This window comes from Streptomyces sp. NPDC091387 (assembly GCF_044756945.1).
Classification (GTDB): Bacteria; Actinomycetota; Actinomycetes; order Streptomycetales; family Streptomycetaceae; genus Streptomyces.
Genome location: NZ_JBIVTZ010000013.1, coordinates 12,201 through 38,169 on the forward strand (window position 1 = coordinate 12,201; position 25,969 = coordinate 38,169).

Here is a 25,969-nt window from a genome sequence, read left to right on the forward strand (position 1 = left end):
GCGGCGCCTCAGTTCGCCGGTGGCGGGACGCTCGGGCCCTTTCCCGGGCCGGTCGGGGCCGACGGGCCGGGTGACTGGCCCGGCCCGCCCGGGTCCGTCGGTGTCGTGGTGGGGTCCGTCGGGTCGGGTGTCGGGTCGGTCGGGTCCGGTGAGGACGTCGGCGGGTCCGACGGGGCGGGCGGGCGCGGCTGGAGCGAGCCGCCCGGCCGCGGGGGCCGCGGTCCGCCGCCCGACGGGCGCCCCCCGCCGTCCCCGTGGATCGCGACGACCGACCCCGACGGGGCGAGGGCGACCCGTGCGGTCCAGCGCGAGGCCGGTTCGCGCCCGTGGTCGACGAGGACGCGGATGGTGACGGAGCCGCCCGCGGCGAGCTTCCCGGAGGCGTTGCCGAGGCGCAGCCAGGACACGGGGGTCCGGGCCGACCAGGCGACCGGGCCGGCCTTCGACGCGGTCAGCGTGATCATCGTGGTGCCGCCGGAGAGGCGCGCCTCGACGGTGAGCCCGCCCGTCCGGTGCCCCCCGGTGTCCGGGCCCGCCTCCGTGTCCACGCTGATGACCTCGGCCGAGACGTCCGGGAGGCCGTCGCCGTCCGTGAAACGGGGGCCGGACTCGGGGGTGGCGTTGCCCGCGTTCTCGTAGCGGCCGTACGGGGCGCCGCCGCCGCTCCCGTCCATCTCGGTCGCGGTGACCGAGGACCCGTCGTGCCCCTCGCCGGTGAGCGGCGCGCCGCGGTAGGCGGACCACAGGGCGATCACCGGGGCGGCGACGACCGTGGCGACCACCGTCGTCGTCATGACCCTCGACCGCAGCCGGTCCCGGCGCGCGGCGTGGTCCTTGGGGTCCATCGGGAAGCCCGCCCGGTCGAACCGCGGAGTGGCGGACCGATTCTTCTGATGCTTCTGGGCGTGAATCATGGCCACGTACGCGGACGGGCGCGGCGCCTCGACGACCGCCAGCGCGGCGGCCGTGGTGACGGCCGCACCCGGCCAGGGCCCCTCGGCGCCGGCCCGCTCGGCGGCGCGGCGGCAGCGGGGGCAGTCGTCCACGTGCCGGACGAGCTCGCGGCGCAGGGGGCCGGAGAGCAGCACGCGCCGGTCGTCGGTGAGCCTGCCCGCCGTGGGGCAACTGCCCGACTCGACGACGGCGAGCGCGGCCCTGGTCCGCTCGACCTCGCAGGCGGCCGCGGCCAGGAGTTCCCTGGCGGCGGCGGCCTCCAGACCGAGGACGGCGGCGACCGCGACCGGGGTGAGCCGGTGCCGTACCGCGAGCTCCAGCGCCTCTCGCTGCTCCGGGGTGGTGCCCGCGGCCTCGGGCCAGGCGAGCTGGGCCAGTTCGCGGCAGTGCGCCTCGGCGGCGGGGGTCTCCGGTGCGGGCGCGGGACGGGTCGGTGCGGCGGGGGTCCTGGGTGCGTGGGCGGCCACGGGAGAGGGGGGCGTACGCCGTCCTGCGCGCACTCCCTGCACGGCCGGGGCGGGGACGCGGTGGCTCTCCGCCGCCGACTGGCCGCGCGTCCGTGGCTTGTCGTGCTGACGGTGCGCCTGGCGGCCCTGCCTCTGCTCGGTGAGCCTGCGCAGGCACGTCCACCTGGCCAGCGCGTACAGCCAGGTTTTACGTTCCTCCTCGTCCGTGGGACACCGTCCGCCCTGCCGTTCCGCCAGCGCGAGCACCCCGCCGAGCGCGTCGGTGGCGGCGTCGTGGTCGCAGAGCACGGAGAGGCAGTAGGTGAACAGGCCGTCGAGGTGCGGCTCGTAACGGGCAGGCGGCTTCTTCGGTGAGGAGTGGGGCGCACGGTGCTGCGTCCGGTGTGCGCCGGGGGTGCTCGCGGGGATCTCCAGCCTGCTGCTCGTCACCTTGCGACCGTAGGCAGGACGGGGTGTGGCCCTGACGCCCCTTGAGTAGATTTAACCCTTACGGGTGAATGTATCGCTTGAAAGCGGACGGGATCGGACAGGATTCCCCGATTCCACGGCGGAAAGGGGCGTGCGCTCCCCCCGGCCGCACCGCGCCGGACGGCACTGTCCGAGGTCACCTATACGGTGGCGCCATGGCTGCCCGTACGAAATCCGCGAAGGACCGGCCGTCCTACCGCTGCACGGAATGCGGCTGGACGACCGCCAAGTGGCTCGGCCGCTGCTTCGAGTGCCAGGCGTGGGGGACGGTCGAGGAGTTCGGCGGCGCCCCCGCGGTACGGACGACAGCGGCCGGCCGTGTCTCCACCGCCGCCCTCCCCATCGGCCAGGTCGACAGCCGGCAGGCCACCGCCCGCTCGACCGGTGTCGGCGAGCTGGACCGGGTGCTGGGCGGCGGGCTGGTGCCCGGTGCCGTCGTCCTGCTGGCGGGCGAGCCCGGCGTGGGGAAGTCCACGCTGCTGCTGGACGTGGCGGCCAAGGCCGCGAGCGACGAGCACCACACGCTCTACGTCACCGCGGAGGAGTCCGCGAGCCAGGTCCGGATGCGCGCCGACCGGATCCGGGCGATCAACGACCACCTCTACCTGGCCGCCGAGACCGATCTGTCCGCGGTCCTCGGCCATCTGGACGCGGTCAAGCCGTCCCTGCTGGTCCTGGACTCCGTGCAGACGGTGGCCTCGCCCGAGATCGAGGGCGCGCCCGGCGGCATGGCGCAGGTCCGCGAGGTCGCAGGGGCGCTCATCCGCGCCTCCAAGGAGCGCGGCATGTCGACCATCCTGGTCGGTCACGTCACCAAGGACGGGGCGATCGCCGGGCCCCGGCTGCTGGAGCACCTCGTCGATGTGGTGCTGTCCTTCGAGGGGGACCGCCATGCCCGGCTCCGGCTCGTGCGCGGCGTGAAGAACCGGTACGGGGCGACCGACGAGGTCGGCTGCTTCGAGCTCCACGACGAGGGCATCACCGGCCTCGCCGATCCGTCCGGACTCTTCCTCACCCGCCGCGACGAACCCGTGCCCGGCACCTGTCTGACCGTCACCCTGGAGGGCAAGCGCCCCCTGGTGGCCGAGGTGCAGGCGCTCACGGTCGACTCCCAGATCCCTTCACCCCGGCGCACCACCTCGGGGCTCGAAACGTCCCGGGTGTCGATGATGCTGGCCGTACTGGAGCAGCGCGGCCGGATCAGCTCGCTCGGCAAGCGGGACATCTACAGCGCCACGGTCGGCGGCGTGAAGCTCACCGAGCCCGCCGCGGACCTCGCGATCGCGCTGGCCCTGGCCAGTGCGGCGAGTGACACACCACTGCCCAAGAATCTGGTGGCGATCGGCGAGGTGGGGCTCGCGGGCGAGGTCAGAAGGGTCACCGGGGTCCAGCGCAGACTGGCCGAGGCGCACCGTCTGGGCTTTACCCACGCACTGGTTCCGACCGATCCGGGGAAGGTCCCGGCCGGTATGAAAGTCACGGAAGTCGCCAACATGGGCGACGCGCTGAGAGTGCTCCCGCGCCGGTCTCGTGCACAGGCCCCACAGGAGGACGGCGCACGCCGGTAGACTTTGCCCTGGTCTCGCCCGTCCGTACGAACGGTATGAGGGACGTGGGGTATTTCGTTCGGATCAGACCTGATCCGGACGAGAGGCCCAAAGGGCACCGCAAACCTGTGACCGGAGGAGTGCAGTGGCAGCCAGCGACCGGGCAGCATCGCCCGGAAAGTCCGGCCAAGGCACCGGTAACGAGGCGCTGATGCGCGCCTCGTTGACCGCCGTCGCGCCCGGAATGGCCCTGCGGGACGGCCTGGAGCGCATTCTCCGTGGCAACACCGGCGGGCTGATCGTGCTCGGCATGGACAAGATCGTCGAGTCGATGTGCACCGGCGGCTTCGTGCTGGACGTGGAATTCACCGCGACCCGGCTGCGCGAGCTGGCGAAGCTCGACGGGGCGTTGATCCTCGACAAGGACATGACCAAGATCCTGCGGGCCGGCGTGCAGCTGGTCCCGGACGCCTCCATCCCCACCGAGGAGACCGGCACCCGCCACCGCACGGCGGACCGGGTCTCCAGGCAGTGCAGTTTCCCGGTGGTCTCGGTCTCGCAGTCGATGCACCTCATCGCGCTGTACGTACACGGGCAGCGCCGGGTCCTGGAGGAGTCCGCCGCGATCCTCTCCCGCGCCAACCAGGCACTCGCCACGCTGGAGCGGTACAAGCTCCGGCTCGACGAGGTCGCGGGCACGCTCTCCGCCCTGGAGATCGAGGACCTGGTGACCGTCCGGGACGTGACCGCCGTCGCGCAGCGCCTCGAGATGGTGCGCCGGATCGCGACCGAGATCGCCGAGTACGTGGTGGAGCTGGGGACCGACGGCCGGCTCCTCTCGCTCCAGCTCGACGAGCTGATCGCGGGTGTGGAGCCGGAGCGCGAGCTGGTCGTGCGCGACTACGTGCCGGAGCCGACCGCGAAGCGGTCGCGCACGGTGGCGGAGGCGCTCACCGAGCTGGACGCGCTGTCCCACACCGAGCTGCTCGAACTCCCCGTCGTCGCTCGGGCGCTGGGGTACAGCGGCTCCCCGGAGACGCTGGACTCCGCGGTCTCGCCGCGCGGCTTCCGGCTGCTGGCGAAGGTGCCGCGGCTGCCCGGGGCGATCATCGACCGGCTCGTGGAGCACTTCGGCGGTCTGCAGAAGCTGCTCGCGGCGAGTGTGGACGATCTCCAGACGGTGGACGGGGTCGGGGAGGCGCGGGCGCGCAGTGTGCGCGAGGGCCTGTCGCGGCTGGCCGAGTCGTCGATCCTCGAACGGTACGTGTGACAACGGCTCCCGCGCGCCCTTCGGGGGCGCGCGGGAGCCGTTGAGGCGTTCGGGACCGGATCGGTCCTTCGCGGCCGGGTCAGTCCTTCGCGAGGACGAACGAGGCGCGCTGCACGGGCTCGCCCGGTGCCTTGGCCTCGACCAGGTACGTGCCGGGGCCGGCGCTCCCCGGCGGCGGCGTGGCGCACTTCGGGGCGCTCTTCGCGCGGTTCCACTCCACGGTGTGGACGACGGTCGCGCCCGCCGGGACCTTCAGCAGCACGGCGGCCGCGTTGCGCGGGCAGTCCTTGGAGGACCACACCTCGTCGTCGTCGCCCCCGGCCTCGGTGACGGTGAGCACCGCGCTCTTCGGACCGAAGTCGGCCTTGCACGCGGTGGAGCCGGTGTTCTTGGCGATCAGCCGGAACTTCGGCTTCTCGCCGGGTGCGTAACTGACGTCGCTCTTCAGGGTCAACCGCAGTGCGCCGGGGGTGCAGTCAGGGATCGACGTGCCGGCCGGGAGCCGCTGTCCGGCGGTTCCGCCGCTGCCGCCCGCACCGCCCGAACCGGAGCCCGAACCGCCGTCGTTGCCGCCGTCCGAACCGGAACCTGCCGTGCCCGAGCCGCCGTTGCCGCCGCCCGCGCCGCCGGAACCGGCGTCCGAGCCGCTACCGCCGCCGCCACCGCCGGAGTCACCCGACTCGTCGCGCCCGCCGGGCTGTTCGCTGATGGCCGGTTCTGAGCCGGAGGGTCCGGGCGTGATCGCGTCGGTGGGACCGGAGCCGCGGGCTCTGGAGTCGTCGTGATCCCCCTTGCCACCACGGGAGGTGACGGCCCATACGACCAGCAACGCGAGCAGCGCGATCAGCGTCGCCGCTACTGCCCTCCGTCGCCAGTAAATGGTGGAGGGAAGCGGCCCGATCGGATTACGCAGAGATCCCACGGCGCAAACTGTACGAGAGATCGGCCCCGACTCCCGCCCCACCCGCCGCCCTGATCGCCAAGTTTTGCGGATCATCATCCCGGGGCGGCCCGTTCTCGCTCCCGCTGTCCACGGAACGGCCACCGCGATGATCGCCCAACGTGATCACAGGGGTTGAATGTCTACCCTCCGTCACCTGATGGTCCCTATCTGAACGGAACCCGGAACAGAAACCCCGAACTGAAGCCAGGACAGAAGCCAGGACAGAAACCTGGGCAGAAACCTGGCCGGGGATCCCGACGGGAATCCGCAGGGCCCTAAGGAGGCCGGGCCGCCGGACCCGATGCGGCCAGTTGCCGGACCGGAGGTCCGTGGCGTGGGGACAGACGGGTGGCATTATCACTCCAAGGGTTCTTATGAGGGGCGACACCCCCGTGCACCGGTCCGTCGTCCGCCCTTCCGTGCCAGGATCGGACGTGCGATGACTGCCACGACAGCGACACAGACGCCCCCCGCCTCCCTCCACACCCCCGTCATCGGGTGGTTCGACCAGCACGCCCGCGATCTGCCCTGGCGCCGCCCCGAAGCGGGCGCCTGGGGCGTGATGGTGAGCGAGTTCATGCTGCAGCAGACCCCCGTCAACCGGGTGCTCCCGGTCTACGAACAGTGGCTGGCCCGCTGGCCGCGCCCCGCCGACCTCGCCGCCGACCCTCCCGGCGAGGCGGTCCGCGCCTGGGGCCGGCTCGGCTACCCCCGGCGAGCGCTGCGGCTGCACGGGGCCGCCCAGGCAATAACGGAACGACACGGCGGCGACGTACCGAGCGAGCACGCCCAGCTGCTCGCGCTGCCCGGGATCGGTGAGTACACGGCGGCGGCCGTGGCCTCGTTCGCCTACCGGCAGCGGCACGCCGTCCTCGACACGAACGTCCGCCGGGTCTTCGCACGGGCCGCGACCGGCATCCAGTACCCGCCGAACGCGACCACCGCCGCCGAGCGCAAGCTCGCCCGCGCCCTGCTGCCCGAAGAGGACGAGCGGGCGGCGCGGTGGGCCGCCGCGACGATGGAGCTCGGGGCCCTCGTCTGCACCGCGAAGAACGAGGACTGCACGCGCTGCCCGATCGCGGAGCAGTGCGCCTGGCGGCTGGCCGGGAAGCCCGCGCACCAGGGGCCCCCGCGCCGCGGCCAGACCTACGCCGGTACGGACCGGCAGGTGCGCGGCCGGCTGCTCGCCGTGCTGCGCGAGTCGGTGACACCGGTACCGCAGTCGGCGCTGGACGCCGTGTGGGAGGAACCGGTGCAGCGGGCCCGTGCGCTGGACGGCCTGGTCGCCGACGGCCTCGTCGAACCGCTGGCGGGCGGCCAGTACCGGCTGCCGCTGACCTGACGGCCGGGCGGGTCTCCCCCGCCCGGCCCCGGGTGCGGACCCCTTCCGCACCCCCGGAGGGGCCTCTTTGCCCCACTCCTCCTGTGCTGTTACACAACCGATGGGCAGCCGTGCGTCGGCGTATGGCTGCTCCGCACAGCCTCGTGACAACCGCTCCGTAGCGTCACCGACGTCAGCCCGACGACCAAGCGGCTGGCAGCGGTACCACGGGGTTCCACGGGGACGGAGGCGGTTGTTATGGCGCAGGGCGAGGTGCTCGGATTCGAGGAGTACGTGCGTACCCGGCAGGAGGCGCTGCTGCGCAGCGCACGCCGGCTGGTCCCCGACCCCGTGGACGCGCAGGACCTGCTGCAGACCGCGCTGGCCCGCACCTACCGGCGCTGGGACGGCATCGCCGACAAGTCCCTCGCCGACGCCTATCTGCGCCGCGTCATGATCAACACCCGGACCGAGTGGTGGCGGGCCCGCAAGCTGGACGAGGTCCCCACCGAGCAGCTCCCCGACGCCAGCATCGAGGACGGCACCGAGCAGCGCGCCGACCGCGCCCTGCTGATGGACGTCCTGGGCGTGCTGGCTCCCAAGCAGCGCAGCGTCGTCGTGCTGCGACACTGGGAGCAGATGAGCACGGAGGAGACCGCGGCGGCGCTCGGCATGTCGGCCGGTACGGTGAAGAGCACGCTGCACCGTGCGCTGGCGAGGCTGCGCCAGGAGCTGGAGAGCAGAGAAGAGGCGGGCCGTGAGGCCCGGATCCGCGAGGACCGGGAGCACAGTCCGGCCGTCCGTGCCGCGGCGGCTCCGGTGCGTCCCCGGACACGGTCCGGGGCGCCGGGGATCGGGCGTCATGACGAGCGGGGGCGGGAGCGGTGCGCGGCCTGACAGGCAGCGGTGACGGCGACGGAAGCGGCGGCGCGGTCACCGGCGGGGGAAGCGGGAGAGGGACCGGCGCCGGAGGCAGACGGTTCCCGACCGGATGGGCGGCGAGCAGTACGGCACTGGCCGGGCTCGCCGTCATCGGGCTGTTCGCCGTCAGTTGCTCCACCGGTGGCACCGGTACGCGCGACGAGGGCCCGGCGGGCACCCAGCCGGTCGCCCAGATCACGCCGACCGCCACGACGCCGTCCAGAGCGAGGCCGACCCCCAGGGTCGACGCCGTGGCCCTGCTCAAGGCGGATCCGAAGGTGAGCGAACGGGTCAGGACGGATCTGAAGGCCTGCACCGGTGACGAGTACCCGGTGGACACCTCGTACGGGAAGCTGACCGGCGGCCCCGCGGCCGACGTGGTCGTGAACGTGATGACCTGCGGTGACTCGGTGGGCGTCGGTACCTATGTGTACCGGTACCGCGACGGCGCGTACGAGAACGTGTTCGCCACCGAGCAGCCCGCGGTCTACGGGACCATCGACCGCGGTGACCTGGTCGTGACGACGCAGGTCTACGGGAAGAAGGACTCGGTCGCCTATCCCTCGGGCGAGGAAGTGATCACGTACCACTGGGCGAACACCCGGTTCAGCGAGCAGGACCGGGTGCACAACGACTTCAACCGAGCCGTCGGCGCCGGGGAGGGGGACTTCCCGGAGCCCACGGAACCGACGAAGAACTGAGAGCTTTCCGATGGCCGAGACCCATGTCCTGTTCGTCGAGGACGACGACGTCATCCGCGAGGCCACCCAGCTGGCGCTGGAGCGGGACGGCTTCGTGGTCACCGCGATGCCCGACGGTCTCCGGGGCCTCGACGCGTTCCGGGCCGACCGGCCCGACATCGCCCTGCTCGACGTGATGGTGCCCGGACTGGACGGGGTGAGCCTGTGCCGGCGCATCCGGGACGAGTCGACGGTTCCCGTGATCATGCTGTCGGCCCGCGCCGACTCGATCGACGTGGTGCTCGGCCTGGAGGCCGGGGCCGACGACTACGTCACCAAGCCCTTCGACGGCGCGGTGCTGGTGGCCCGGATCCGTGCCGTGCTGCGCCGTTTCGGCCACGCCTCGGGCGGTGGTCCGGGCGGCGCCGCCGGGGCGGAGGCCGGGCCGGAGGGCGGGGTGCTGGTCTTCGGCGACCTGGAGATCGACACCGAGGGCATGGAGGTGCGCAGGGCCGGCGAGCAGGTGGGCCTGACCCCGACCGAGATGCGGCTGCTGCTGGAGTTCTCGTCCGCGCCCGGCACGGTGCTCTCCCGCGACAAGCTGCTGGAGCGGGTCTGGGACTACGGCTGGGGCGGCGACACCCGGGTCGTGGACGTCCATGTGCAGCGGCTGCGTACGAAGATCGGCCAGGACCGGATCGAGACGGTCCGCGGCTTCGGCTACAAGCTCAGGGCATGAGGCGGCCCGCCCTGCGGACGAGTGTCCGCTGGAAGATCAGCATCGCGATCGCGGCGGTCGGCGCCCTGATCGCGGTCGCGCTGAGCCTGGTCGTGCACAACGCGGCCAGGGTCTCGATGCTGGAGAACGCCCGCGAGGTCCAGCTGGAGCGGCTGACCTACGCCCAGCTGCTCTACGAGGCGACGAAGACGAAGAAGGCCGATCCCCGCTTCGGCGCGAAGCTCAACGACCCGACGATGCCGAAGAGCCTGCGCCAGGAGACCCGGAAGAACCGGCGTGCCACGCATGTGGAGGACGGCGGCGGGGTCCCGGACGTCTGGGCGGCGGTACCGCTGCCCAACGGCGACGTGCTCTCGCTGCACACCCGCTTCGCCGACCGCTCCACCACGATCATGGGCGATCTCGACCGGGCCCTGGTCATCGGATCGGTCTCCGTGGTCTTCGGCGGCTGCGCGCTGGGGGTACTGATCGGCGGCCAGCTGTCACGCCGGCTGCGCAAGGCGGCGGCCGCGGCCGGGAAGGTCGCGCAGGGCAATACGGAGGTCCGGGTCAGGGACGCCGTCGGCGGCGTCGTCCGGGACGAGACCGATGAGCTGGCCGGTGCGGTGGACGCCCTGACGGACGCGCTGAACGAGCGGATCGAGGCCGAGCGCCGGGTCACCGCGGACATCGCGCACGAGCTGCGCACCCCGGTGACGGGGCTGCTGACGGCGGCCGAGCTGCTGCCGCCGGGCCGCCCCACGGAGCTCGTACGGGACCGGGCGCAGGCGATGCGCACGCTGGTCGAGGACGTGCTGGAGGTGGCCCGGCTGGACAGCGCGTCCGAGCGGGCCGAGCTGCAGGAGGTCGCGCTGGGCGACTTCGTGAGCCGCCGGATCGCGCTGCTGGACCCGGAGGTGCGGGTCCAGGTGGTCCACGAGTCGTGGGTCAGCACCGATCCGCGCCGGCTGGAGCGCATCCTGGGCAATCTGCTGGGCAACGCCGCCAAGCACGGCTCCACCCCGGTGGAGGTCACGGTCGAGGGCCGGGTGGTGCGGATCCGCGACCACGGTGCGGGCTTCCCGGCGGCGCTGCTGCGTGAGGGCCCGAGCCGGTTCCGTACCGGCAGCACCGACCGGGCGGGCCACGGTCACGGCCTCGGGCTGACGATCGCGGCCGGTCAGGCGCGGGTGCTCGGCGCCCGGCTGACCTTCCGCAACGCCGCCCCCGAGGGCGCGGCCGAGGGGACCGGCGGGGCGATCGCCGTGCTGTGGCTGCCCGAGCACGCGCCGACCGACACCGGCAGTTACCCGATGCTCCAGCTGGGCGAACAGCGCGGTCCCGAGCCGGACGGCAGGAAGGCCGCCGCCAGCGGCACCCGGACGAAGGGTGAGCGGCCGGACCGCTGAGCCGGCCCTGCGCGGCAGCGAGGAGGCCCCGGGGCGTGCGCCCCGGGGCCTCCTCGTACCGTTCGGTCGGCCGTGACCTACACGGCTTCGGCCACCGGGACCTTGGCCGTCTCCGGTCCGGCGCCCCGCAGCGGCACCTCCTTGACGAAGAGCGCCGCCACCAGGGCGACCACTCCGACCGAGGCGCCCACCAGGAAGGCGATGTGCGTGCCGGACGAGACCGCGTACTCGTACGCCTCGCGGACCGGGACCGGCAGTTTCGCCAGGCTCGCCGCGTCGAGCTGGGCGCCGTGCGTGGTGGCACCCGCGCCGCCGCGGGCGGCCATCTCGTCGTTCACCCGTCCGGTGAACAGCGCGCCCATGATGGCGACGCCGAAGGAGCTGCCGAGCGTGCGGAAGAGGGTGGTGGAGGACGAGGCGACGCCCATGTCCTTCATCTCGACGCTGTTCTGCGCCACGAGCATCGTGATCTGCATCAGGAAGCCCATGCCCGCGCCGAGCACGGCCATGTAGACCCCGGAGGTGAACCGGGTCGTGCCGGTGTCCATCTGCGAGAGCAGGAAGAGGCCGGTCACCATCAGGATCGAGCCGATGACCGGGAAGATCTTGTACTTGCCGGTGCTGGTGGTGATCCGCCCGGCGACGAGCGAGACGATCATCATCGCGAGCAGCATCGGCAGGAGCAGCAGTCCGGAGTTGGTCGCGGACGCGCCCTGGACGGACTGCTGGAACAGCGGCAGGAAGAGCACCGCGCCGAACATCACGAAGCCCGCCATGAAGCCGACCACGGACATCAGGGTGAAGTTGCGGTTGCGGAAAATGTGCAGCGGGATGATCGGTTCCGCGGCCTTCGTCTCGACGAAGAGGAAGCCGGCCAGCGCGGCGACACCGATCGCGATGAGCTCCATGATGATGGCGGAGTTCCAGTCGTACTGCGAGCCGCCCCAGGTGGTGACCAGCACGATCGAGGTGATGCCGACGGTCAGCAGCCCGGCGCCGAGGTAGTCGACGTTCGCCTTCGTACGCTCCCGCCTGGGCAGATGCAGCACAGCGGTGATCATGATCAGCGCGACCGCGCCCAGCGGCAGGTTGATGTAGAAGCTCCAGCGCCAGCCGAGGTGGTCGGTGATGGTGCCGCCGACCAGCGGTCCGCCGATCATGGCGATCGCCATGACGCCGGCCATCATGCCCTGGTACTTGCCGCGCTCGCGGGGCGGTACGAGGTCACCGATGATCGCCATGACGCCGACCATCAGACCGCCGGCGCCGAGGCCCTGGATCGCGCGGAAGCCGATCAGCTGGCCCATGTCCTGGGCCATGCCGCTGAGGACGGAACCGATCAGGAAGATCACGATGGACGTGAGGAAGATGCCCTTGCGCCCGTACATGTCGCCGAGCTTGCCCCAGATGGGAGTGGAGGCGGCGGTGGCCAGGGTGTAGGCCGTGACGACCCAGGACAGGTGCTCGAGCCCGCCGAGGTCACCGACGATGGTCGGCATCGCGGTGCCGACGATCAGGTTGTCGAGCATGGCCAGCAGCATGGCGATCATCAGGGCGAGGACCACCACCCGGACGCTGCGCTGCTGCGGCTCGCGTTTTGGCGCCCGGTCGGCGGGCCCGCCCTCCGCCTTCCTGTCCGGCGCCTTCTTCAGGTCCGACATGATCCCCAACTCCCCTGATCCCCTGTACACCGAGGCACTTACTTGCCGCCCGGCTAGTTGACTACACTGGGGGAAAGTACCCCCGTAACTAGCCGGGCGTCAAGTAAGTTTTGGGAGAGCACCATGAGCAGCACGCCGCAGCCGCGCCGGGGCAACACCCGTCAGCGCATCCAGGACGTCGCTCTGGAGCTCTTCGCCGAGCAGGGCTACGAGAAGACCTCACTGCGCGAGATCTCCGAGAAGCTGGACGTCACCAAGGCCGCCCTCTATTACCACTTCAAGACCAAGGAAGACATCCTCACCAGCATCTTCGAGGACCTCAACCGGCCCGTCGAGGAGCTGATCGCCTGGGGGCGGGAGCAGCCGCGCACCCTGGAGACGAAGAAGGAACTCCTCGGCCGCTACAGCGAGGCGCTGACCAAGGCCGCTCCGCTCTTCCGCTTCATGCAGGAGAACCAGGCGACCGTACGCGACCTGAGCATCGGCAACACGATCAAGGGCCGGGTCCTGGGGCTCATCGAGCTGATCAGGGACGACGACGCACCGCTCGTCGACCAGGTGCGGTGCTTCAGCGCGCTCTTCACGATGCACGCCGGCATGTTCGCCCTCAAGGACGTCGAAGGCGACCCCGAGGACAAGCGCAAGGCCGTCCTGGAGGTCGCCGTCGATCTGGTGACCCAGGCGCATGCCCCGGGTTCCGACCAGTAGCGGATCGGTGTCGCGGCCGGTCAGACCTTGACGCCCACCTTGTGGAGGTAGTTGACCGGGTTGACCGCGGAACCGTAGTTCGCGGTGGTCCGGATCTCGAAGTGCAGGTGCGGACCACTGGAGTTGCCGGTGTTGCCGGACAGGGCGATCTTCTGGCCCTTGTCCACGTGCTGGCCGATGCGCACGTCGATCTTCGAGAGGTGCGCGTACTGCGAGTACGTGCCGTTGCTGTGCTTGATCACGACGGCGTTGCCGTACGCGGGACCGTCGCCGCCGCCGTTCGGGCCGGCCTTCACGATGGTGCCCTTGTGCGCGGCCTCGACCTTGGTGCCGATCGGCACGGCGAAGTCCTGGCCGGAGTGCTTGTGCGACCAGCGGCTGCCGTCGTTGCCGAAGCTCGCGCTCAGCTGGTAGTGACGGACCGGGGTCTCCCAGCGAAGCTTCTTCGCTGCCTTCTTCTTGGCCTCGGCCTTCTTCTTCGCCGCATCGGCCTTCTTCGCGGCCGTGTGCTCGGCGGCCTTGCCCTGTGCGGCCGCCTGCTTGGCGACCGAGTCGGCCGCGGTGGCGCTCGCCGGGCTCGCGGTGGCGGCGGTCCCCGTCGTGCCGGCCGCGAACGCAGCGCCCGCACCGAGAACCATCGACGTACCCAGACCGGCCGCCACCACGGCACCGCGCACACGGGAAGCGGACGGGCGGTGGGAGTGCTTGAACGTAACGCGCTTCGACATAAGCGGAAAACCTCCGGAGATGACTGCTCCCGGCACTCCGGCCGGGCTGGCTATCCCTTGGTAACCCGCACCCCCGCCTGTACTCAAACCCCCCATCTACGAAGAAAAGCCGTAGAAGAAGCCCCGGGAATTCAGTTCCGCGGGTCCCGGCCCCCACCCCTCCCGACGCCCTCGGATCTCTCCGTCCGGAGACGTTTAACCCCAGTTCCAAACCGCCCTAATCGGACATGGCCCCGTTATCGGGGCACTTCACCCAGCAGTCCCCAAGGTCCCGCCGGCCACAGGGCCGAAGGTCCCACCCGCGATCCGGGCACCTTCTCCTAAGCCGCCTAGTAGGCCTCGAAAGGGCTGTGCGCCTTGTCACCGCCGGTGGGACCAAAGGCCGTCCGATTCGGGACCTTCGGCGGGCAACCTGACTACGCTGATACGGCGAGAACCGATCGGCTCCCGGGGGGACCACATGACCGGCAACACCGCAGGCACGGGCGGAAACGGCGGTACGACGCCGGACACAGGACGGTTCGACGGCATCGAGCTCGCCGACGCCGTCGAGTCGGTCCGCAACCAGCTCATCGAGGCCGCCGCCCGCGGCACCGGCCGCCCGCTGGCCTTCGAGGTCGGCGACATCCAGATGGAGTTCACCCTCGAACTCCGCAAGGAGGTCAAGGGCTCCACCCGGGTGAAGGCCTGGGTGGTGGAGGCCGGCGCCGACGCGGGCCGCACCACCGGGCAGACCCACAAGGTCGCCCTCACCCTGAAACCCCGCGACGGCACGACCGGCGAGGCCTGGCGGATCGGCCACGAGAGCGACGGGAGCACGGCAGGGTTCGGCCAGGGGCGGCCCCGGCCGTGAGAACCGTGCAGCCCGCGGACCGCACCGTCGTGGTCCTGGGCACCGGTTCCGTCCAGGGCAGCGGCGTCCTGCTCACCGACCGGCTGGTGCTGACCTGCGCCCACGTCGTCAAGGGCGGCGGCCGCTGCTCCGTCGCGCACCCGGACCTCACCGGCCGCACGGACGCGGCCGTCGTCTGGATCGACCACGGCCTCGACGCCGCCCTCGTCGAGACCGCCGCCCCGCTGCTCCCGGTCGGCCCGGTACGGCTCGGCGTCCTGCACAGCAGCCAGACGCTCGCCGACTGCGAGATCACCGGCTTCCCCGACGTGCAGCGCTTCGGCCCCGACGAGCAACTGGAGGCCGACCAGTACACCGCCACCGTGCTGCCCATGGCGGGCCGGGTACGCAATCTGCTCGTCTGCGAGCTGGACGGACCGCCCGTCGGGTCCGACCACGAGCTCCCCGCACTGCGCGGACTGTCCGGCGGCCCGGTCTTCGCGGGCACCGTCCTGCTCGGCATCGCCCGGCAGATCCCGCCCCGGCGCGGCGGCCGGCGGGTGGAGTGCGTCCCCCTCGGCCCGCTCGTCACCTCCGAGCCCTTCCGGCTGATCTACCGCGAGACCGGCCATGATCTCTCCTACGAACGGGTCCACGGGCACTTCCCCAAGGATCTGCACTACGAGGAGGAGTACGCAGCCGCGCTCGGCGCCGCGTACCGGCGCACCAAGATCTTCGGGCTCGACGAGCTCGGCCGGCACGACTCCGAATGGGACCTGGACACCGCCTACCTCAGCCTGGAGGCGCAGTCCCGCGACCTCCCCGGAGCACCCGCCGCCCCGCACCCCGGGCCCCGGCGCATCGACACACTGCTCGCCGACCGCCCCCGGGTACTGCTGCGGGGTGACGCGGGCGCCGGAAAGACCACCCTGGTCTGGTGGCTGGCGGCGCACGCCTCGGCCGGCACCCTGGGGCCGCGGCTGACGGCGCTCAACGGACTGGTCCCGTTCGTCGTCCCGCTGCGCACCCTGCGGGCCCAGGGCAGCACGTTCCCGTCCGTCGGGCAGCTGGCCACCGCCGCCCGGCCGGCCGTCGACGACCCGCCGGAGGGCTGGGCCGGGCGGGTACTGGAGTCAGGTCGCGGGCTGCTGCTCGTGGACGGGCTGGACGAGGTACCGCCGGACGACCGCGAGGCCGCGTACGACTGGCTGTCCCGGCTGCTGCGCCGCTACCCGGCGACCCGCTGCGTCGCGACCGTGCGCCCGCACGCGGTGGCCCCGGACTGGCTGGCCGCCGAGGACTTCGAGGAGCTGCGGCTGCTGCCGATGCGGAACGAGGACATCGCCGCCTTCGTCGCCGCCTGGCACCGGGCGGCCCGGCTGGACGACCCGGACCACGCGACGCTGACCGAGCTGGAGCGCGATCTGACCCGGCAGTTCGCCACCAACTCCACCCTGAGCAACCTGGCCCGCACCCCGCTCCTGTGCGCCGTGATCTGCGCCCTGCACCGGCGGCGCCAGGGCCTCCTGCCGGAGACCCGCTGGAGCCTGTACGACTCCGCGCTCTCCATGCTGCTCGGCAACCGCGACAAGCGGCGCAGGATCGACGCCCCCGAGGGCATCACGATGAACGTGGACGAGCAGGCCCAGCTCCTCCAGCGCATCGCGATCTGGCTGGTGCGCGGCGGCCAGTCGGAGCTGGACCGCGACCAGGCACTGCACCAGCTGGACCAGGCGCTGCGCGGCATGGAGCAGATCAGGCGCCAGGGCTCGGCGCAGGAGATCCTGACGCATCTGCTGAACCGCAGCGGCGTCCTCCAGGAGCGGGCCGCCGGCGTCTACCAGTTCGCCCACCGGACCTTCCAGGACTTCCTCGCCGCGAAGGAGTTCGTCGAGGGCGGCCACCTCCACGAACTGATCGGCCGGGCGGACTCCCAGCAGTGGCAGGACGTCATCCTGCTGTCCGCCGGACACTGCGGCCGCCGCGAGCACCCCGTACTGATCAACGGCCTGCTGGACACCCGGCCGAGCCCGGACGGCAGTGTCACCCAGGCCGAGCTCCACGTCCTGGCCGCGCTGTGCGCGCAGCACGCGACCTGGCTCGACGACGCGACCCGTACCCGGGTCTCCGACGCCGTGGCGGCGCTGTTCCCGCCCGGCTCCTTCGGGGAGGCCCGCCTGCTCGCCCGGCTCGGTCCGGCCGGGCTGCGCCATCTCCCCGACCCCGCCGATCCCGGCCTCACCTTCGACGAGACCCGCCACATCGCGGATCTGATCGCGGAGGCCGGTGGTGCGGAGGCCGTCCCGTACGCCCGCAGCTGGGCGCTCGCACACCCCGCGCTCGGGCTGCCGTTCCGGGACAGCTGGGACAGGTACCCGGCAGCCCTCTACGCGCAGCAGGTCCTCTCCACCATGGATCTGGAGCACCGGAGGCTGAACATCCGCACGGTGGACCAGCTGGCGGCCCTGCGCCATCTCCCGGCCGTCACCCAGCTGAGCGCCATCGGGGAACTCACCTCGGCCGAGTTACGGGCCGGGCTGCGCGGCAGGCCGTGGAGCGGGCTCACCATCCGGGAGAACAGCGCGCTGACGGATCTGTCCTTCCTGGCGGACACGGCCGGAACGCTGGTGGACCTGTCATTGACGGACTGCCCGAACGTTCAGGAACTCGGCCCGCTCGGCCGGCTCCCGGAGCTGAAATGGCTCCGGCTGGACATGAGCCGCCTGCCCCTCACCGCCCTGCGGGCCACGGCCGCGAGCGAGCTGTACACCCTGCACCTCGACGTCCTCACGGCCCACCGGCTCAGTGACGTGCCCCCACACCCGCTGGTCACCACGCTGACGCTCAGCAGCAAGCACGGGCCGACGATCGACACGCTGGACGGCTGGGACGGCCTGCACGACCTGGAACTGCGCTCCCCCACGGCGATTCACCCCCTGTGCGCCGCACTCCGGCAGTCCCCACAGGTGACGGAGCTGGCGGTGCGGGCGAACGCCTCCGAGTTCCTGGGCGCCGCCGTGGTCCCGTCGGTCACCGTACTCAGGCTCAATCCGTTCGGGGAACTGAGCGACCTCGGTCCACTCCCCCGGGTCTTCCCCGCGCTGAAGAGGCTCCGGCTCACACCGCACCCCCGCGGTCCGGCCATCGACCTGACCCCGCTGGAAGTGCTGCCGGACCTCACGGTCGACGTCACGGGCTTCGGCGAGGTGTCCGGCGGCGAGGGGCTCAAGGTGCGCCGCTGAGCACAAGCGAAAAGGGGCTGCCCCGGTCCGGTCGAAATCGGTCCGGGGCAGCCCCTTCCGTGCGCTCGGGCGCTACGCGCCTGTCACGCTTCCTTCGTCATGTTCGGGCCGGCGCCGCCTGCCGCCTGCTCGATCGGGGGGACGTCGGGCAGAGCCGACTTCTCCTCGCCGCGGAAGGTGAACGTCTTCTCGTCACCCTCGCCCTCGGTGCCGACGACCACGATGTGACCGGGGCGCAGCTCACCGAAGAGGATCTTCTCGGAGAGGATGTCCTCGATCGAGCGCTGGATCGTCCGGCGCAGCGGCCGGGCGCCCATCACGGGGTCGTAGCCCTTCTTCGCCAGGAGCGACTTCGCGTCCGCGCTGAGCTCGATGCCCATGTCGCGGTCCTTCAGCCGCTCGTCCACCTTGGCGAGCATGAGGTCGACGATCTGGATGATGTCTTCCTCGGTGAGCTGGTGGAAGACGACCGTGTCGTCGACACGGTTGAGGAACTCGGGCCGGAAGTGCTGCTTGAGCTCTTCGTTGACCTTGTTCTTCATCCGCTCGTAGTTCGTCTTCACGTCGCCCTGGGCGGCGAAGCCCAGGTTGAAGCCCTTGGAGATGTCCCGGGTCCCGAGGTTGGTCGTCATGATGATGACCGTGTTCTTGAAGTCCACGACCCGGCCCTGGGAGTCGGTCAGGCGACCGTCCTCCAGAATCTGGAGCAGGGAATTGAAGATATCGGGGTGGGCCTTCTCGACCTCGTCGAAGAGGACGACGGAGAACGGCTTGCGGCGCACCTTCTCGGTGAGCTGACCGCCCTCCTCGTATCCCACGTACCCGGGGGGAGAGCCGAAGAGACGGGAGACCGTGTGCTTCTCGCTGAACTCCGACATGTCGAGGGCGATCAGCGCGTCCTCGTCACCGAAGAGGAATTCGGCGAGCGTCTTGGAGAGCTCGGTCTTACCGACACCGGACGGACCGGCGAAGATGAACGAGCCACCGGGGCGCTTCGGGTCCTTCAGACCGGCTCGCGTACGGCGGATCGCCTGCGAGAGGGCCTTGATGGCGTCCTTCTGGCCGATGACGCGCTTGTGGAGCTCGTCCTCCATGCGCAGCAGACGGGAGGACTCCTCCTCCGTCAGCTTGAAGACCGGGATGCCGGTGGCGGTGGCGAGGACCTCGGCGATGAGTTCGCCGTCGACCTCGGCCACGACGTCCATGTCGCCGGCCTTCCACTCCTTCTCGCGCTTGGCCTTCGCCGCCAGCAGCTGCTTCTCCTTGTCGCGGAGAGACGCCGCCTTCTCGAAGTCCTGGGAGTCGATGGCCGACTCCTTGTCACGGCGGACGCCCGCGATCTTCTCGTCGAACTCGCGGAGGTCCGGCGGCGCGGTCATCCGCCGGATGCGCATCCGGGAACCGGCCTCGTCGATCAGGTCGATCGCCTTGTCCGGCAGGAAGCGGTCCGAGATGTACCGGTCGGCCAGCGTCGCGGCCTGGACCAGCGCCTCGTCCGTGATGGACACGCGGTGGTGGGCCTCGTAGCGGTCGCGCAGACCCTTGAGGATCTCGATGGTGTGCGGCAGCGAGGGCTCGGCGACCTGGATGGGCTGGAAACGGCGCTCGAGAGCGGCGTCCTTCTCCAGGTGCTTGCGGTACTCGTCGAGCGTCGTGGCACCGATGGTCTGGAGCTCACCTCGCGCGAGCATCGGCTTGAGGATGCTCGCCGCGTCGATCGCGCCCTCGGCGGCACCCGCACCCACCAGGGTGTGGAGCTCGTCGATGAACAGGATGATGTCGCCGCGGGTGCGGATCTCCTTGAGCACCTTCTTCAGGCGCTCCTCGAAGTCACCGCGGTAGCGGGAACCGGCGACCAGCGCACCGAGGTCGAGGGTGTAGAGGTGCTTGTCCTTGAGGGTCTCGGGCACCTCGCCCTTGACGATGGCCTGGGCCAGGCCCTCGACGACCGCCGTCTTGCCGACACCGGGCTCGCCGATGAGGACAGGGTTGTTCTTCGTGCGGCGGGACAGCACCTGCATGACCCGCTCGATCTCCTTCTCGCGCCCGATGACCGGGTCGAGCTTGGATTCACGAGCGGCCTGGGTGAGATTCCGGCCGAACTGGTCCAGCACCAGGGAGGTGGAGGGCGTGCCCTCCGCGGGGCCGCCCGCTGTGGCCGCCTCCTTGCCGCCCGAGTATCCGGAGAGCAGCTGGATGACCTGCTGGCGCACCCGGTTCAGGTCGGCGCCCAGCTTCACGAGGACCTGGGCGGCGACGCCCTCGCCCTCGCGGATCAGGCCGAGCAGGATGTGCTCGGTGCCGATGTAGTTGTGGCCGAGCTGAAGGGCCTCGCGGAGCGACAGCTCCAGGACCTTCTTTGCCCGGGGAGTGAAGGGGATGTGGCCGGACGGGGCCTGCTGGCCCTGACCGATGATCTCCTCCACCTGCTGGCGGACCGCCTCGAGCGAAATCCCGAGGCTCTCCAGGGCCTTAGCGGCGACACCCTCACCCTCGTGGATCAGGCCCAGGAGGATGTGCTCGGTGCCGATGTAGTTGTGGTTGAGCATCCGGGCTTCTTCCTGAGCCAGGACGACAACCCGCCGCGCGCGGTCGGTGAACCTCTCGAACATCGTTAATCGCTCCTCAGAGCGGTCAGGCAGTAAGGGGTCGGTCCCCTCCCTGTCCTTCCGCAGCTTAGTCCCGCAAGCGGGGACCGCTCATTTCAACTGCCGACACCCGCGAAGGCCTCCTGCCCCGAACGCCGACAACTGCTCCAACCCGATGGTGCGAGACGATGTTCCCGCAGGCCAGGCAGATACCCCTATCGCCAGTACGCCGATGGCGAACGTGAGACGTCCGGTGGCTGCGTGTCGCCCCTCCCCACTAGGGATGTCTTACCCGCAATTACAGACAGTCCATGCGGCGCACGCGGGTTCCCTCCGCTACGGGCGAACATCTTGGTACTCATGAATGCGCCCGTACGCCCCCAACCCGGACACCTTACGCGTTCGGTCGAGGACGCTGCGTAACTCCTGGGCCGGATCGGGAGTTCTTCCGGCATGGCTCTCACCGTCCCGCCTCCCCGCACTCCGCTTCCCGCCGAACGGGACGGCCGTGCCGGAGGTGAACCGCGGGACGGCTGGGCCCAGTGGTACGAGCAGGAGCTCGGCTGGGCCACCGCGGGCGTCGCCCCGGTGCGGCTGCTGACCGGGCTGCGGTTCGACGCTCTCGTCGTCCCCGCCGTCGCCGGTCACGCGGCGCTGCGCCGGGTGGGCGGTGCTGCGGGGCCCGTGGCGCTCATGGGTGAGCGGATGAGCCTGCTGGTGGCAGCGGGGAGCGCGGACGAGCTGCCCGGACTGCTCGACTGGCTGGAGTGGGGCCCAGTCGCCCTCGCGCTGACCGCACTCGGCGCGGGCGGCCGGATCACCGCACCGCCACCGCCGGGCCGGCCGGGCCCGCCGGGGGCCGCCGTCTGGCTGCGGCCCCCCTGGCCACTGCGCGAGCAGGAGGGGGAAACGGTGTTCCCGGCCCTCTCCGGCTTCGGGAGCAGGGGTGGGGATACTCCCGACCTCGTCCGGCTCGTGGACGCCGTGGCGACGGAATGCCACCGGGCCCGGCTGATGCGCGCCAGGACCGGGCCGGCCTCCGATGAGTCGGCTGGTCAGCCGTTGGCCTTCTCGTAGGCCTCACGGATGTCCGCGGGAACACGGCCGCGGTCATTCACGTTGTGGCCGTTCTCGCGGGCCCACTTACGGATCTCGGCGGTGTCCTTGTTGCCGCCGGGAACCGCACGGCCCTTGCCGCGCCCGGAGGCGGCACGGCCACCGGTACGGCGACCGCCCTTGGCGTAAGGCTCGAGCAGCGTACGGAGCTTGTCCGCGTTGCTCGTGGTGAGGTCGATCTCGTACGTCTTGCCATCCAGCGCGAACGTGACGGTCTCGTCCGCCTCGCCGCCGTCGAGGTCGTCAACAAGAAGGACCTGAACCTTCTGTGCCACCGGATTTCCTTTCATCGAAAATGGAGTACGCGGAAAGGAAACCGCTTTTCCCCGGAAAACACAAACCCTCGGGAGAGGTTCAGGAGCACAAGAAGACGGGAAACGTGCGCGATTCGGACATAGAGCTCCGCGTTCTTCCGGCTGTCACAGGTGCAGAAGCATCCGACTGTTGCCCAAGGTGTTCGGCTTCACTCGTTCGAGACCCAGGAACTCCGCGACTCCCTCGTCATAGGAACGCAGCAGCTCGCTGTAGACATCTCCGTCGACCGGCGTCTCTCCGATCTCCACGAACCCGTGCTTCGCGAAGAAGTCGACTTCGAAGGTGAGACAGAAAACCCGGCGCACGCCCAGCCACCGGGCGGTCTGCAACAACTTGTCGAGCACTTGGTGCCCGACTCCGGCGCCCTTGATGCTGTGATCGACCGCGAGAGTACGGACTTCGGCGAGGTCTTCCCACATCACGTGCAGTGCACCGCAGCCGATGACCCGGGCGTCCTCGTCGCGTTCGGCGATCCAGAACTCCTGGATGTCCTCGTAAAGCGTGACCGTCGCTTTGTCGAGCAGGATGCCTTCACGTACGTAGCCGTCGAGGAGACGCCGGACGGATCCCACATCGCTCGTCCTCGCTCGCCGGACGGTGATGGCCGCGTTTATAACCGACGGTTCGGTCTGGAAATCGGTTTGTGGAAGCTCTGAGGACATACCCCGACGCTATCGCCCGGCCTCCGACTCCGCTCCATCGGCTGCTTCGGTGCCTTCATCGGCCCCTTCATCGGCCGCTTCACCGCCCGGCGGCACCTCGTCCTCCGGAAGGGTGGGCACAACGATCCGCATGGCATCCCGGAGAGCGTCACGCTGCTCGGCCGACATCATGCCGAAGAACGCGACCAGCGCGGCGGCCGGGTTGTCACTCCTCGACCAGGCTTCGTTCATCAGTGCGGCCGCGTACGCGGCACGGGTGGAGACCGCCGTATATCGATATGCGCGGCCGTCCACTTCCCGGCGCACCCAGCCCTTCTGATGGAGATTGTCCATTACCGTCATGACGGTGGTGTACGCGATGGACCGTTCCTGCTGAAGGTCCTCAAGGACTTCCCGCACGGTGACCGGACGGTTCCATTGCCAGACCCGGGTCATCACGGCGTCTTCCAGCTCTCCCAATTGGCGGGGCACAGCGTCACCCTAGTGCCAAATGTCTGGAATGGCCGGTTATTCACACAGCAAAAGGGCGTACGGCTCTCTCGGAGCCGTACGCCCTTCGTACGGTGCTGTGCGCGATGCGCGCGGCTTTACGGAGTCAGACCGCTTCGGTCCGCGCGGCCTGGTGGGCCGACTCGGCGCGGCTGATCGCCGCGTCCACGGCCGCGTCCTCTTTCGCCTTGTTGGGACCGCCCTGGCTCTTGACGATCGTCACGACCAGGCCGATGAAGAAGGCGGCCATCACCACGGGGGGCACGAGCGCGGATACGTAGTCCATGCCGTCCAGAGTAACGAGCCCGGTACGGACTTCCGCGCGCCCCCTCCACCGCGCGTCGGGCCGCCCCGGCGCGCGCTACCCCGCCGCGCGCTGCTGCGGCGGGGGCACCGGGCGGCGGCGGGGCGGGAAGACCTCCGAGGGCTTCGGCGCCGGGCGGTCGGACGGCGCCGCCGGGCGGGCCGGGGCCGCCGGGACCTTCGGTTTGTCCGGCTCCGCGGCGCGGCCGCCGGGCAGCGCGAGCAGCCGGCTGCGGGGCGCGGGGGTCGTCGCGGCGACGGAGCGCCCGGCCAGCCGGGCGCGCACCGAACGCTCCGCGAGCACCTGACAGCGCTCCAGGAGCGCCGCGGCGACCGGCCCGCCGCGCAGGGCGCGCAGCGCGGCCAGATCCTCGGGGCGGGGGTCGTACCCGGCGGCCAGGGCGTCCTGGAGGAGCTCCAGATAGCCGCTGAGGGAGCCGGGGAGGGCGTTTCGGTAGCGGACGAGGTCGGCGAGGAGGAAGGCGCGCAGCCGTCCCGCCTCGCTGACCGTCTCGTCCACGGAGCCCGCTAGCCGCAGGCAGTCCTGGACATCCTCGTCGGGCAGGGGCGCGGGGTGGAGGGCGATGGCGAGGGCACGTCGGAGCACTCGCAGCTCGTCCGCGCTGAACGCCATACCGCCGCGTGATCCGTAGGGCGTGGGCATGACGCGACAATACGTGCTAAAGGGACAAAATCCGTTTAACTGGCCGTCGGGCGGCGCGGCGGCCCCGATGAGCCGCCGCGCCCCCGAACCGCCGGTCAGGGCCCTGTGACCGGACCCGGACTACATGCGCGACACGTTGCGCTCGTACACCAGGCGCAGGCCGATGAGCGTGAGCCAGGGCTCGTGCTCGTCGATGACGGAGGACTCGCCCAGCACCATCGGAGCAAGGCCGCCCGTCGCGATGACGGTGACGTCGTCGGGGTCGGCCGCCAGTTCCTTCTTCATCCGCGCGACGACGCCGTCGACCTGGCCGGCGAAGCCGTAGATGATGCCCGACTGCATGGCCTCGACGGTGTTCTTGCCGATCACGCTGCGCGGCCGGGCCAGCTCGATCTTGCGCAGTTGCGCGCCCTTGACGCCGAGTGCCTCGACCGAGATCTCGATGCCGGGCGCGATGACGCCGCCGGTGTACTCGCCCCGGGCGGAGACCGCGTCGAAGGTGGTGGCCGTGCCGAAGTCGACGACGATCGCCGGACCGCCGTACAGGTCGACGGCGGCGACCGCGTTGATGATGCGGTCCGCGCCGACCTCCTTCGGGTTGTCCATCAGGATCGGCACGCCCGTCTTGATGCCCGGCTCGACGAGAACGGCGGGGACGTCGCCGTAGTAGCGACGGGTCACCTCGCGCAGCTCGTGCAGGACGGCCGGGACGGTGGAGCAGATGGCGATGCCCTCGATGCCGTCGCCCAGCTCCATGCCCAGCAGCGGGTGCATGCCCATCAGGCCCTGGAGCAGCACCGCCAGCTCGTCCGCGGTGCGGCGGGCGTCGGTGGAGATCCGCCAGTGCTCGACGATCTCCTCGCCGTCGAACAGGCCGAGCACCGTGTGGGTGTTTCCGACGTCGATGGTGAGCAGCATCAGGCGCCGGCCCCGTCGGTGTCGCGGAAGTCCAGGCCGATGTCGAGGATCGGCGAGGAGTGGGTGAGCGCGCCCACGGCCAGGTAGTCCACACCGGCCTCCGCGTAGGCGCGGGCGGAGTCCAGCGACAGCCGGCCGGAGGACTCCAGGACCGCGCGGCCGCCCACGAGGGCGACGGCCTCCGCCGTCTGCGAGGGGGTGAAGTTGTCCAGCAGGATCAGGTCGGCGCCCGCGTCCAGCACCTCGGCGACCTGCTCCATCGTGTCGACCTCGACCTCGATCGGGATCTCCGGGAACTCGTGCCTGACCCGCTTGAAGGCCTCGGCCACCCCGCCGGCCGCGATGACGTGGTTGTCCTTGACGAGCGCGGCGTCGGACAGCGACATGCGGTGGTTGACGCCGCCGCCGCAGCGCACCGCGTACTTCTCCAGGGCGCGCAGGCCCGGGGTCGTCTTGCGGGTGTCACGGACCTCGGCCTTCGTGCCTTCGAGCACATCGGCCCAGGCGCGGGTGGCGGTGGCGATGCCGGAGAGCCTGCAGAGCAGGTTGAGCGCGCCGCGCTCGCCGGTGAGCAGGTCGCGGGTCCGGGTGGTGACCGTCAGCAGCTTCTGGCCGGGGACGACGCGGTCGCCGTCCTCGACGTGCCGCTCGACCTCGAAATCGGAGGTGCAGACGATGGACAGGACGGCCTCGGCGATGTGCAGCCCGGCCACGACCCCCGCCTCGCGGGCGGTGAAGTCACCGGTGGCCACGGCGTCCTCGGGGACGGTGGCCACGGTCGTGACGTCCACCCCGCCGTCGAGGTCCTCCGCGATGGCGACGTGCGCGACGTCCTCGACCTGGACCGGGTCCAGACCAGCGTCGGCGAGGAGCTGGGCCAGCGACGGGTCGAGGCCGCACTCCAGGTCGTCCAGGTCGTAGCCGTCGCCCCCGCCGCAGCCGCAGCCGTCGCCGCAGCCGCCCGCGGCGGGTGCGGGCGCGCCGATCTGGATCAGCGGTACGTCCACGGGTGTGGGGCGCGGATTCTCTTCGGGCGTGCTCACGG

General features: G+C 71.0%; 23 protein-coding genes. 11 read left to right on the forward strand and 12 right to left on the reverse strand.

Annotation, left to right across the window (positions count from 1 at the left end; genetic code table 11):
* Positions 1–8 precede the first annotated feature (8 nt).
* Positions 9–1,850: a hypothetical protein gene (locus ACIQM0_RS26080; protein ID WP_401290892.1), complete on the reverse strand. Its 1,842-nt coding sequence runs from the start codon at positions 1,848–1,850 to the stop codon at positions 9–11.
* Positions 1,851–2,044: 194 nt separating this feature from the next.
* Between ACIQM0_RS26080 and radA the strand changes: the two genes are divergently transcribed.
* Together radA and disA are read left to right on the forward strand one after the other, a co-directional pair.
* Positions 2,045–3,457: a DNA repair protein RadA gene (gene radA, locus ACIQM0_RS26085; RefSeq protein ID WP_385034983.1), complete on the forward strand. Its 1,413-nt coding sequence runs from the start codon at positions 2,045–2,047 to the stop codon at positions 3,455–3,457.
* Positions 3,458–3,581: 124 nt separating this feature from the next.
* Entirely contained in the window at positions 3,582–4,706 is a 1,125-nt protein-coding gene (disA, locus tag ACIQM0_RS26090) for a DNA integrity scanning diadenylate cyclase DisA (RefSeq protein WP_363029598.1), read from the forward strand.
* A gap of 79 nt (positions 4,707–4,785) precedes the next feature.
* Here the strand turns inward: disA and ACIQM0_RS26095 are convergent, their stop codons facing one another.
* Positions 4,786–5,628 (reverse strand): hypothetical protein, encoded by an 843-nt coding sequence (locus tag ACIQM0_RS26095; protein ID WP_401290895.1) that lies wholly within the window; start codon positions 5,626–5,628, stop codon positions 4,786–4,788.
* Between the two features lie 460 nt (positions 5,629–6,088).
* On the opposite strand from ACIQM0_RS26095, the gene ACIQM0_RS26100 reads away from it, so the two are divergent.
* The 5 genes from ACIQM0_RS26100 to cseC all read left to right on the forward strand — a co-directional run bounded on the left by ACIQM0_RS26100 (position 6,089) and on the right by cseC (position 10,698).
* Positions 6,089–6,991, forward strand: a complete 903-nt coding sequence (locus ACIQM0_RS26100; RefSeq protein WP_401290897.1) for an A/G-specific adenine glycosylase — start codon at positions 6,089–6,091, stop codon at positions 6,989–6,991.
* Positions 6,992–7,228: 237 nt separating this feature from the next.
* A complete protein-coding gene (locus tag ACIQM0_RS26105; RefSeq protein WP_363029592.1) occupies positions 7,229–7,867 on the forward strand; it encodes a SigE family RNA polymerase sigma factor in 639 nt (212 codons plus the stop codon).
* Positions 7,855–8,592 (forward strand): hypothetical protein, encoded by a 738-nt coding sequence (locus ACIQM0_RS26110; RefSeq protein ID WP_401290900.1) that lies wholly within the window; start codon positions 7,855–7,857, stop codon positions 8,590–8,592. Before ACIQM0_RS26105 ends, ACIQM0_RS26110 begins: the two co-directional genes overlap by 13 nt.
* A 10-nt stretch (positions 8,593–8,602) precedes the next feature.
* Positions 8,603–9,310, forward strand: a complete 708-nt coding sequence (gene cseB / locus ACIQM0_RS26115; protein WP_401290902.1) for a two-component system response regulator CseB — start codon at positions 8,603–8,605, stop codon at positions 9,308–9,310.
* Entirely contained in the window at positions 9,307–10,698 is a 1,392-nt protein-coding gene (gene cseC, locus ACIQM0_RS26120; RefSeq protein ID WP_401290904.1) for a two-component system sensor histidine kinase CseC, read from the forward strand. Before cseB ends, cseC begins: the two co-directional genes overlap by 4 nt.
* A 77-nt stretch (positions 10,699–10,775) precedes the next feature.
* Here cseC and ACIQM0_RS26125 read toward each other — a convergent pair whose 3' ends face one another.
* Positions 10,776–12,359, reverse strand: a complete 1,584-nt coding sequence (locus ACIQM0_RS26125; RefSeq protein ID WP_401290907.1) for an MDR family MFS transporter — start codon at positions 12,357–12,359, stop codon at positions 10,776–10,778.
* 123 nt (positions 12,360–12,482) lie between these two features.
* On the opposite strand from ACIQM0_RS26125, the gene ACIQM0_RS26130 reads away from it, so the two are divergent.
* Positions 12,483–13,067 (forward strand): TetR/AcrR family transcriptional regulator, encoded by a 585-nt coding sequence (locus ACIQM0_RS26130; protein ID WP_401290910.1) that lies wholly within the window; start codon positions 12,483–12,485, stop codon positions 13,065–13,067.
* Between the two features lie 20 nt (positions 13,068–13,087).
* Here the strand turns inward: ACIQM0_RS26130 and ACIQM0_RS26135 are convergent, their stop codons facing one another.
* Positions 13,088–13,795: a M23 family metallopeptidase gene (locus ACIQM0_RS26135; RefSeq protein ID WP_401290912.1), complete on the reverse strand. Its 708-nt coding sequence runs from the start codon at positions 13,793–13,795 to the stop codon at positions 13,088–13,090.
* A 460-nt stretch (positions 13,796–14,255) separates the two neighbouring features.
* On the opposite strand from ACIQM0_RS26135, the gene ACIQM0_RS26140 reads away from it, so the two are divergent.
* Positions 14,256–14,648: a trypco2 family protein gene (locus ACIQM0_RS26140; protein WP_401290915.1), complete on the forward strand. Its 393-nt coding sequence runs from the start codon at positions 14,256–14,258 to the stop codon at positions 14,646–14,648.
* Positions 14,645–17,869 (forward strand): NACHT domain-containing protein, encoded by a 3,225-nt coding sequence (locus tag ACIQM0_RS26145; protein ID WP_401290918.1) that lies wholly within the window; start codon positions 14,645–14,647, stop codon positions 17,867–17,869. Before ACIQM0_RS26140 ends, ACIQM0_RS26145 begins: the two co-directional genes overlap by 4 nt.
* Positions 17,870–17,952: 83 nt before the next feature.
* Here the strand turns inward: ACIQM0_RS26145 and ACIQM0_RS26150 are convergent, their stop codons facing one another.
* Complete coding sequence (locus ACIQM0_RS26150; protein ID WP_363029574.1) at positions 17,953–20,481, reverse strand: ATP-dependent Clp protease ATP-binding subunit; 2,529 nt, start codon at positions 20,479–20,481, stop codon at positions 17,953–17,955.
* 429 nt (positions 20,482–20,910) lie between these two features.
* Here ACIQM0_RS26150 and ACIQM0_RS26155 point away from each other — a divergent pair, with 429 nt between their 5' ends.
* Positions 20,911–21,534 carry an SCO3374 family protein gene (locus ACIQM0_RS26155; protein ID WP_401290921.1) on the forward strand — a complete coding sequence of 208 codons (624 nt, stop codon included), beginning with the start codon at positions 20,911–20,913 and terminating at the stop codon, positions 21,532–21,534.
* Here ACIQM0_RS26155 and ACIQM0_RS26160 read toward each other — a convergent pair.
* From ACIQM0_RS26160 to nadC, 7 genes are all read right to left on the reverse strand, one after another.
* Positions 21,513–21,848, reverse strand: coding sequence for an Lsr2 family protein (locus ACIQM0_RS26160; protein ID WP_024494064.1), 336 nt, complete (start codon positions 21,846–21,848; stop codon positions 21,513–21,515). The two genes, ACIQM0_RS26155 and ACIQM0_RS26160, sit on opposite strands and share 22 nt — an antisense overlap.
* Before the next feature lie 144 nt (positions 21,849–21,992).
* Positions 21,993–22,550, reverse strand: coding sequence for an amino-acid N-acetyltransferase (locus ACIQM0_RS26165; RefSeq protein ID WP_385035007.1), 558 nt, complete (start codon positions 22,548–22,550; stop codon positions 21,993–21,995).
* A 9-nt stretch (positions 22,551–22,559) separates the two neighbouring features.
* The gene (locus tag ACIQM0_RS26170; protein WP_401290925.1) at positions 22,560–23,021 is read right to left on the reverse strand and encodes a BlaI/MecI/CopY family transcriptional regulator; all 462 of its coding nucleotides are present in this window, start codon (positions 23,019–23,021) and stop codon (positions 22,560–22,562) included.
* 124 nt (positions 23,022–23,145) lie between these two features.
* On the reverse strand, positions 23,146–23,325 hold the full coding sequence (locus ACIQM0_RS26175; protein WP_385035012.1) for a hypothetical protein: 180 nt from the start codon (positions 23,323–23,325) through the stop codon (positions 23,146–23,148).
* A gap of 75 nt (positions 23,326–23,400) precedes the next feature.
* Positions 23,401–23,976 (reverse strand): hypothetical protein, encoded by a 576-nt coding sequence (locus ACIQM0_RS26180; protein ID WP_401291335.1) that lies wholly within the window; start codon positions 23,974–23,976, stop codon positions 23,401–23,403.
* Positions 23,977–24,126: 150 nt separating this feature from the next.
* Positions 24,127–24,924 (reverse strand): type III pantothenate kinase, encoded by a 798-nt coding sequence (locus ACIQM0_RS26185; RefSeq protein ID WP_401290928.1) that lies wholly within the window; start codon positions 24,922–24,924, stop codon positions 24,127–24,129.
* Positions 24,924–25,967, reverse strand: coding sequence for a carboxylating nicotinate-nucleotide diphosphorylase (gene nadC / locus ACIQM0_RS26190; RefSeq protein ID WP_401290930.1), 1,044 nt, complete (start codon positions 25,965–25,967; stop codon positions 24,924–24,926). The genes ACIQM0_RS26185 and nadC overlap by 1 nt, the downstream gene beginning before the upstream one ends.
* Between the last annotated feature and the right edge of the window lie 2 nt (positions 25,968–25,969).

Coding starts and splice junctions, on each gene's coding strand:
- radA (WP_385034983.1), top strand. CDS start 2,045: ATGGCTGCCCGTACGAAATCCGCGAAGGACCGGCCGTCCTACCGCTGC.
- ACIQM0_RS26100 (WP_401290897.1), top strand. CDS start 6,089: ATGACTGCCACGACAGCGACACAGACGCCCCCCGCCTCCCTCCACACC.
- ACIQM0_RS26105 (WP_363029592.1), top strand. CDS start 7,229: ATGGCGCAGGGCGAGGTGCTCGGATTCGAGGAGTACGTGCGTACCCGG.
- cseB (WP_401290902.1), top strand. CDS start 8,603: ATGGCCGAGACCCATGTCCTGTTCGTCGAGGACGACGACGTCATCCGC.
- cseC (WP_401290904.1), top strand. CDS start 9,307: ATGAGGCGGCCCGCCCTGCGGACGAGTGTCCGCTGGAAGATCAGCATC.
- ACIQM0_RS26125 (WP_401290907.1), bottom strand. CDS start 12,359: ATGTCGGACCTGAAGAAGGCGCCGGACAGGAAGGCGGAGGGCGGGCCC.
- ACIQM0_RS26130 (WP_401290910.1), top strand. CDS start 12,483: ATGAGCAGCACGCCGCAGCCGCGCCGGGGCAACACCCGTCAGCGCATC.
- ACIQM0_RS26135 (WP_401290912.1), bottom strand. CDS start 13,795: ATGTCGAAGCGCGTTACGTTCAAGCACTCCCACCGCCCGTCCGCTTCC.
- ACIQM0_RS26140 (WP_401290915.1), top strand. CDS start 14,256: ATGACCGGCAACACCGCAGGCACGGGCGGAAACGGCGGTACGACGCCG.
- ACIQM0_RS26150 (WP_363029574.1), bottom strand. CDS start 20,481: ATGTTCGAGAGGTTCACCGACCGCGCGCGGCGGGTTGTCGTCCTGGCT.
- ACIQM0_RS26155 (WP_401290921.1), top strand. CDS start 20,911: ATGGCTCTCACCGTCCCGCCTCCCCGCACTCCGCTTCCCGCCGAACGG.
- ACIQM0_RS26165 (WP_385035007.1), bottom strand. CDS start 22,550: ATGTCCTCAGAGCTTCCACAAACCGATTTCCAGACCGAACCGTCGGTT.
- ACIQM0_RS26175 (WP_385035012.1), bottom strand. CDS start 23,325: ATGGACTACGTATCCGCGCTCGTGCCCCCCGTGGTGATGGCCGCCTTC.
- ACIQM0_RS26180 (WP_401291335.1), bottom strand. CDS start 23,976: ATGGCGTTCAGCGCGGACGAGCTGCGAGTGCTCCGACGTGCCCTCGCC.
- ACIQM0_RS26185 (WP_401290928.1), bottom strand. CDS start 24,924: ATGCTGCTCACCATCGACGTCGGAAACACCCACACGGTGCTCGGCCTG.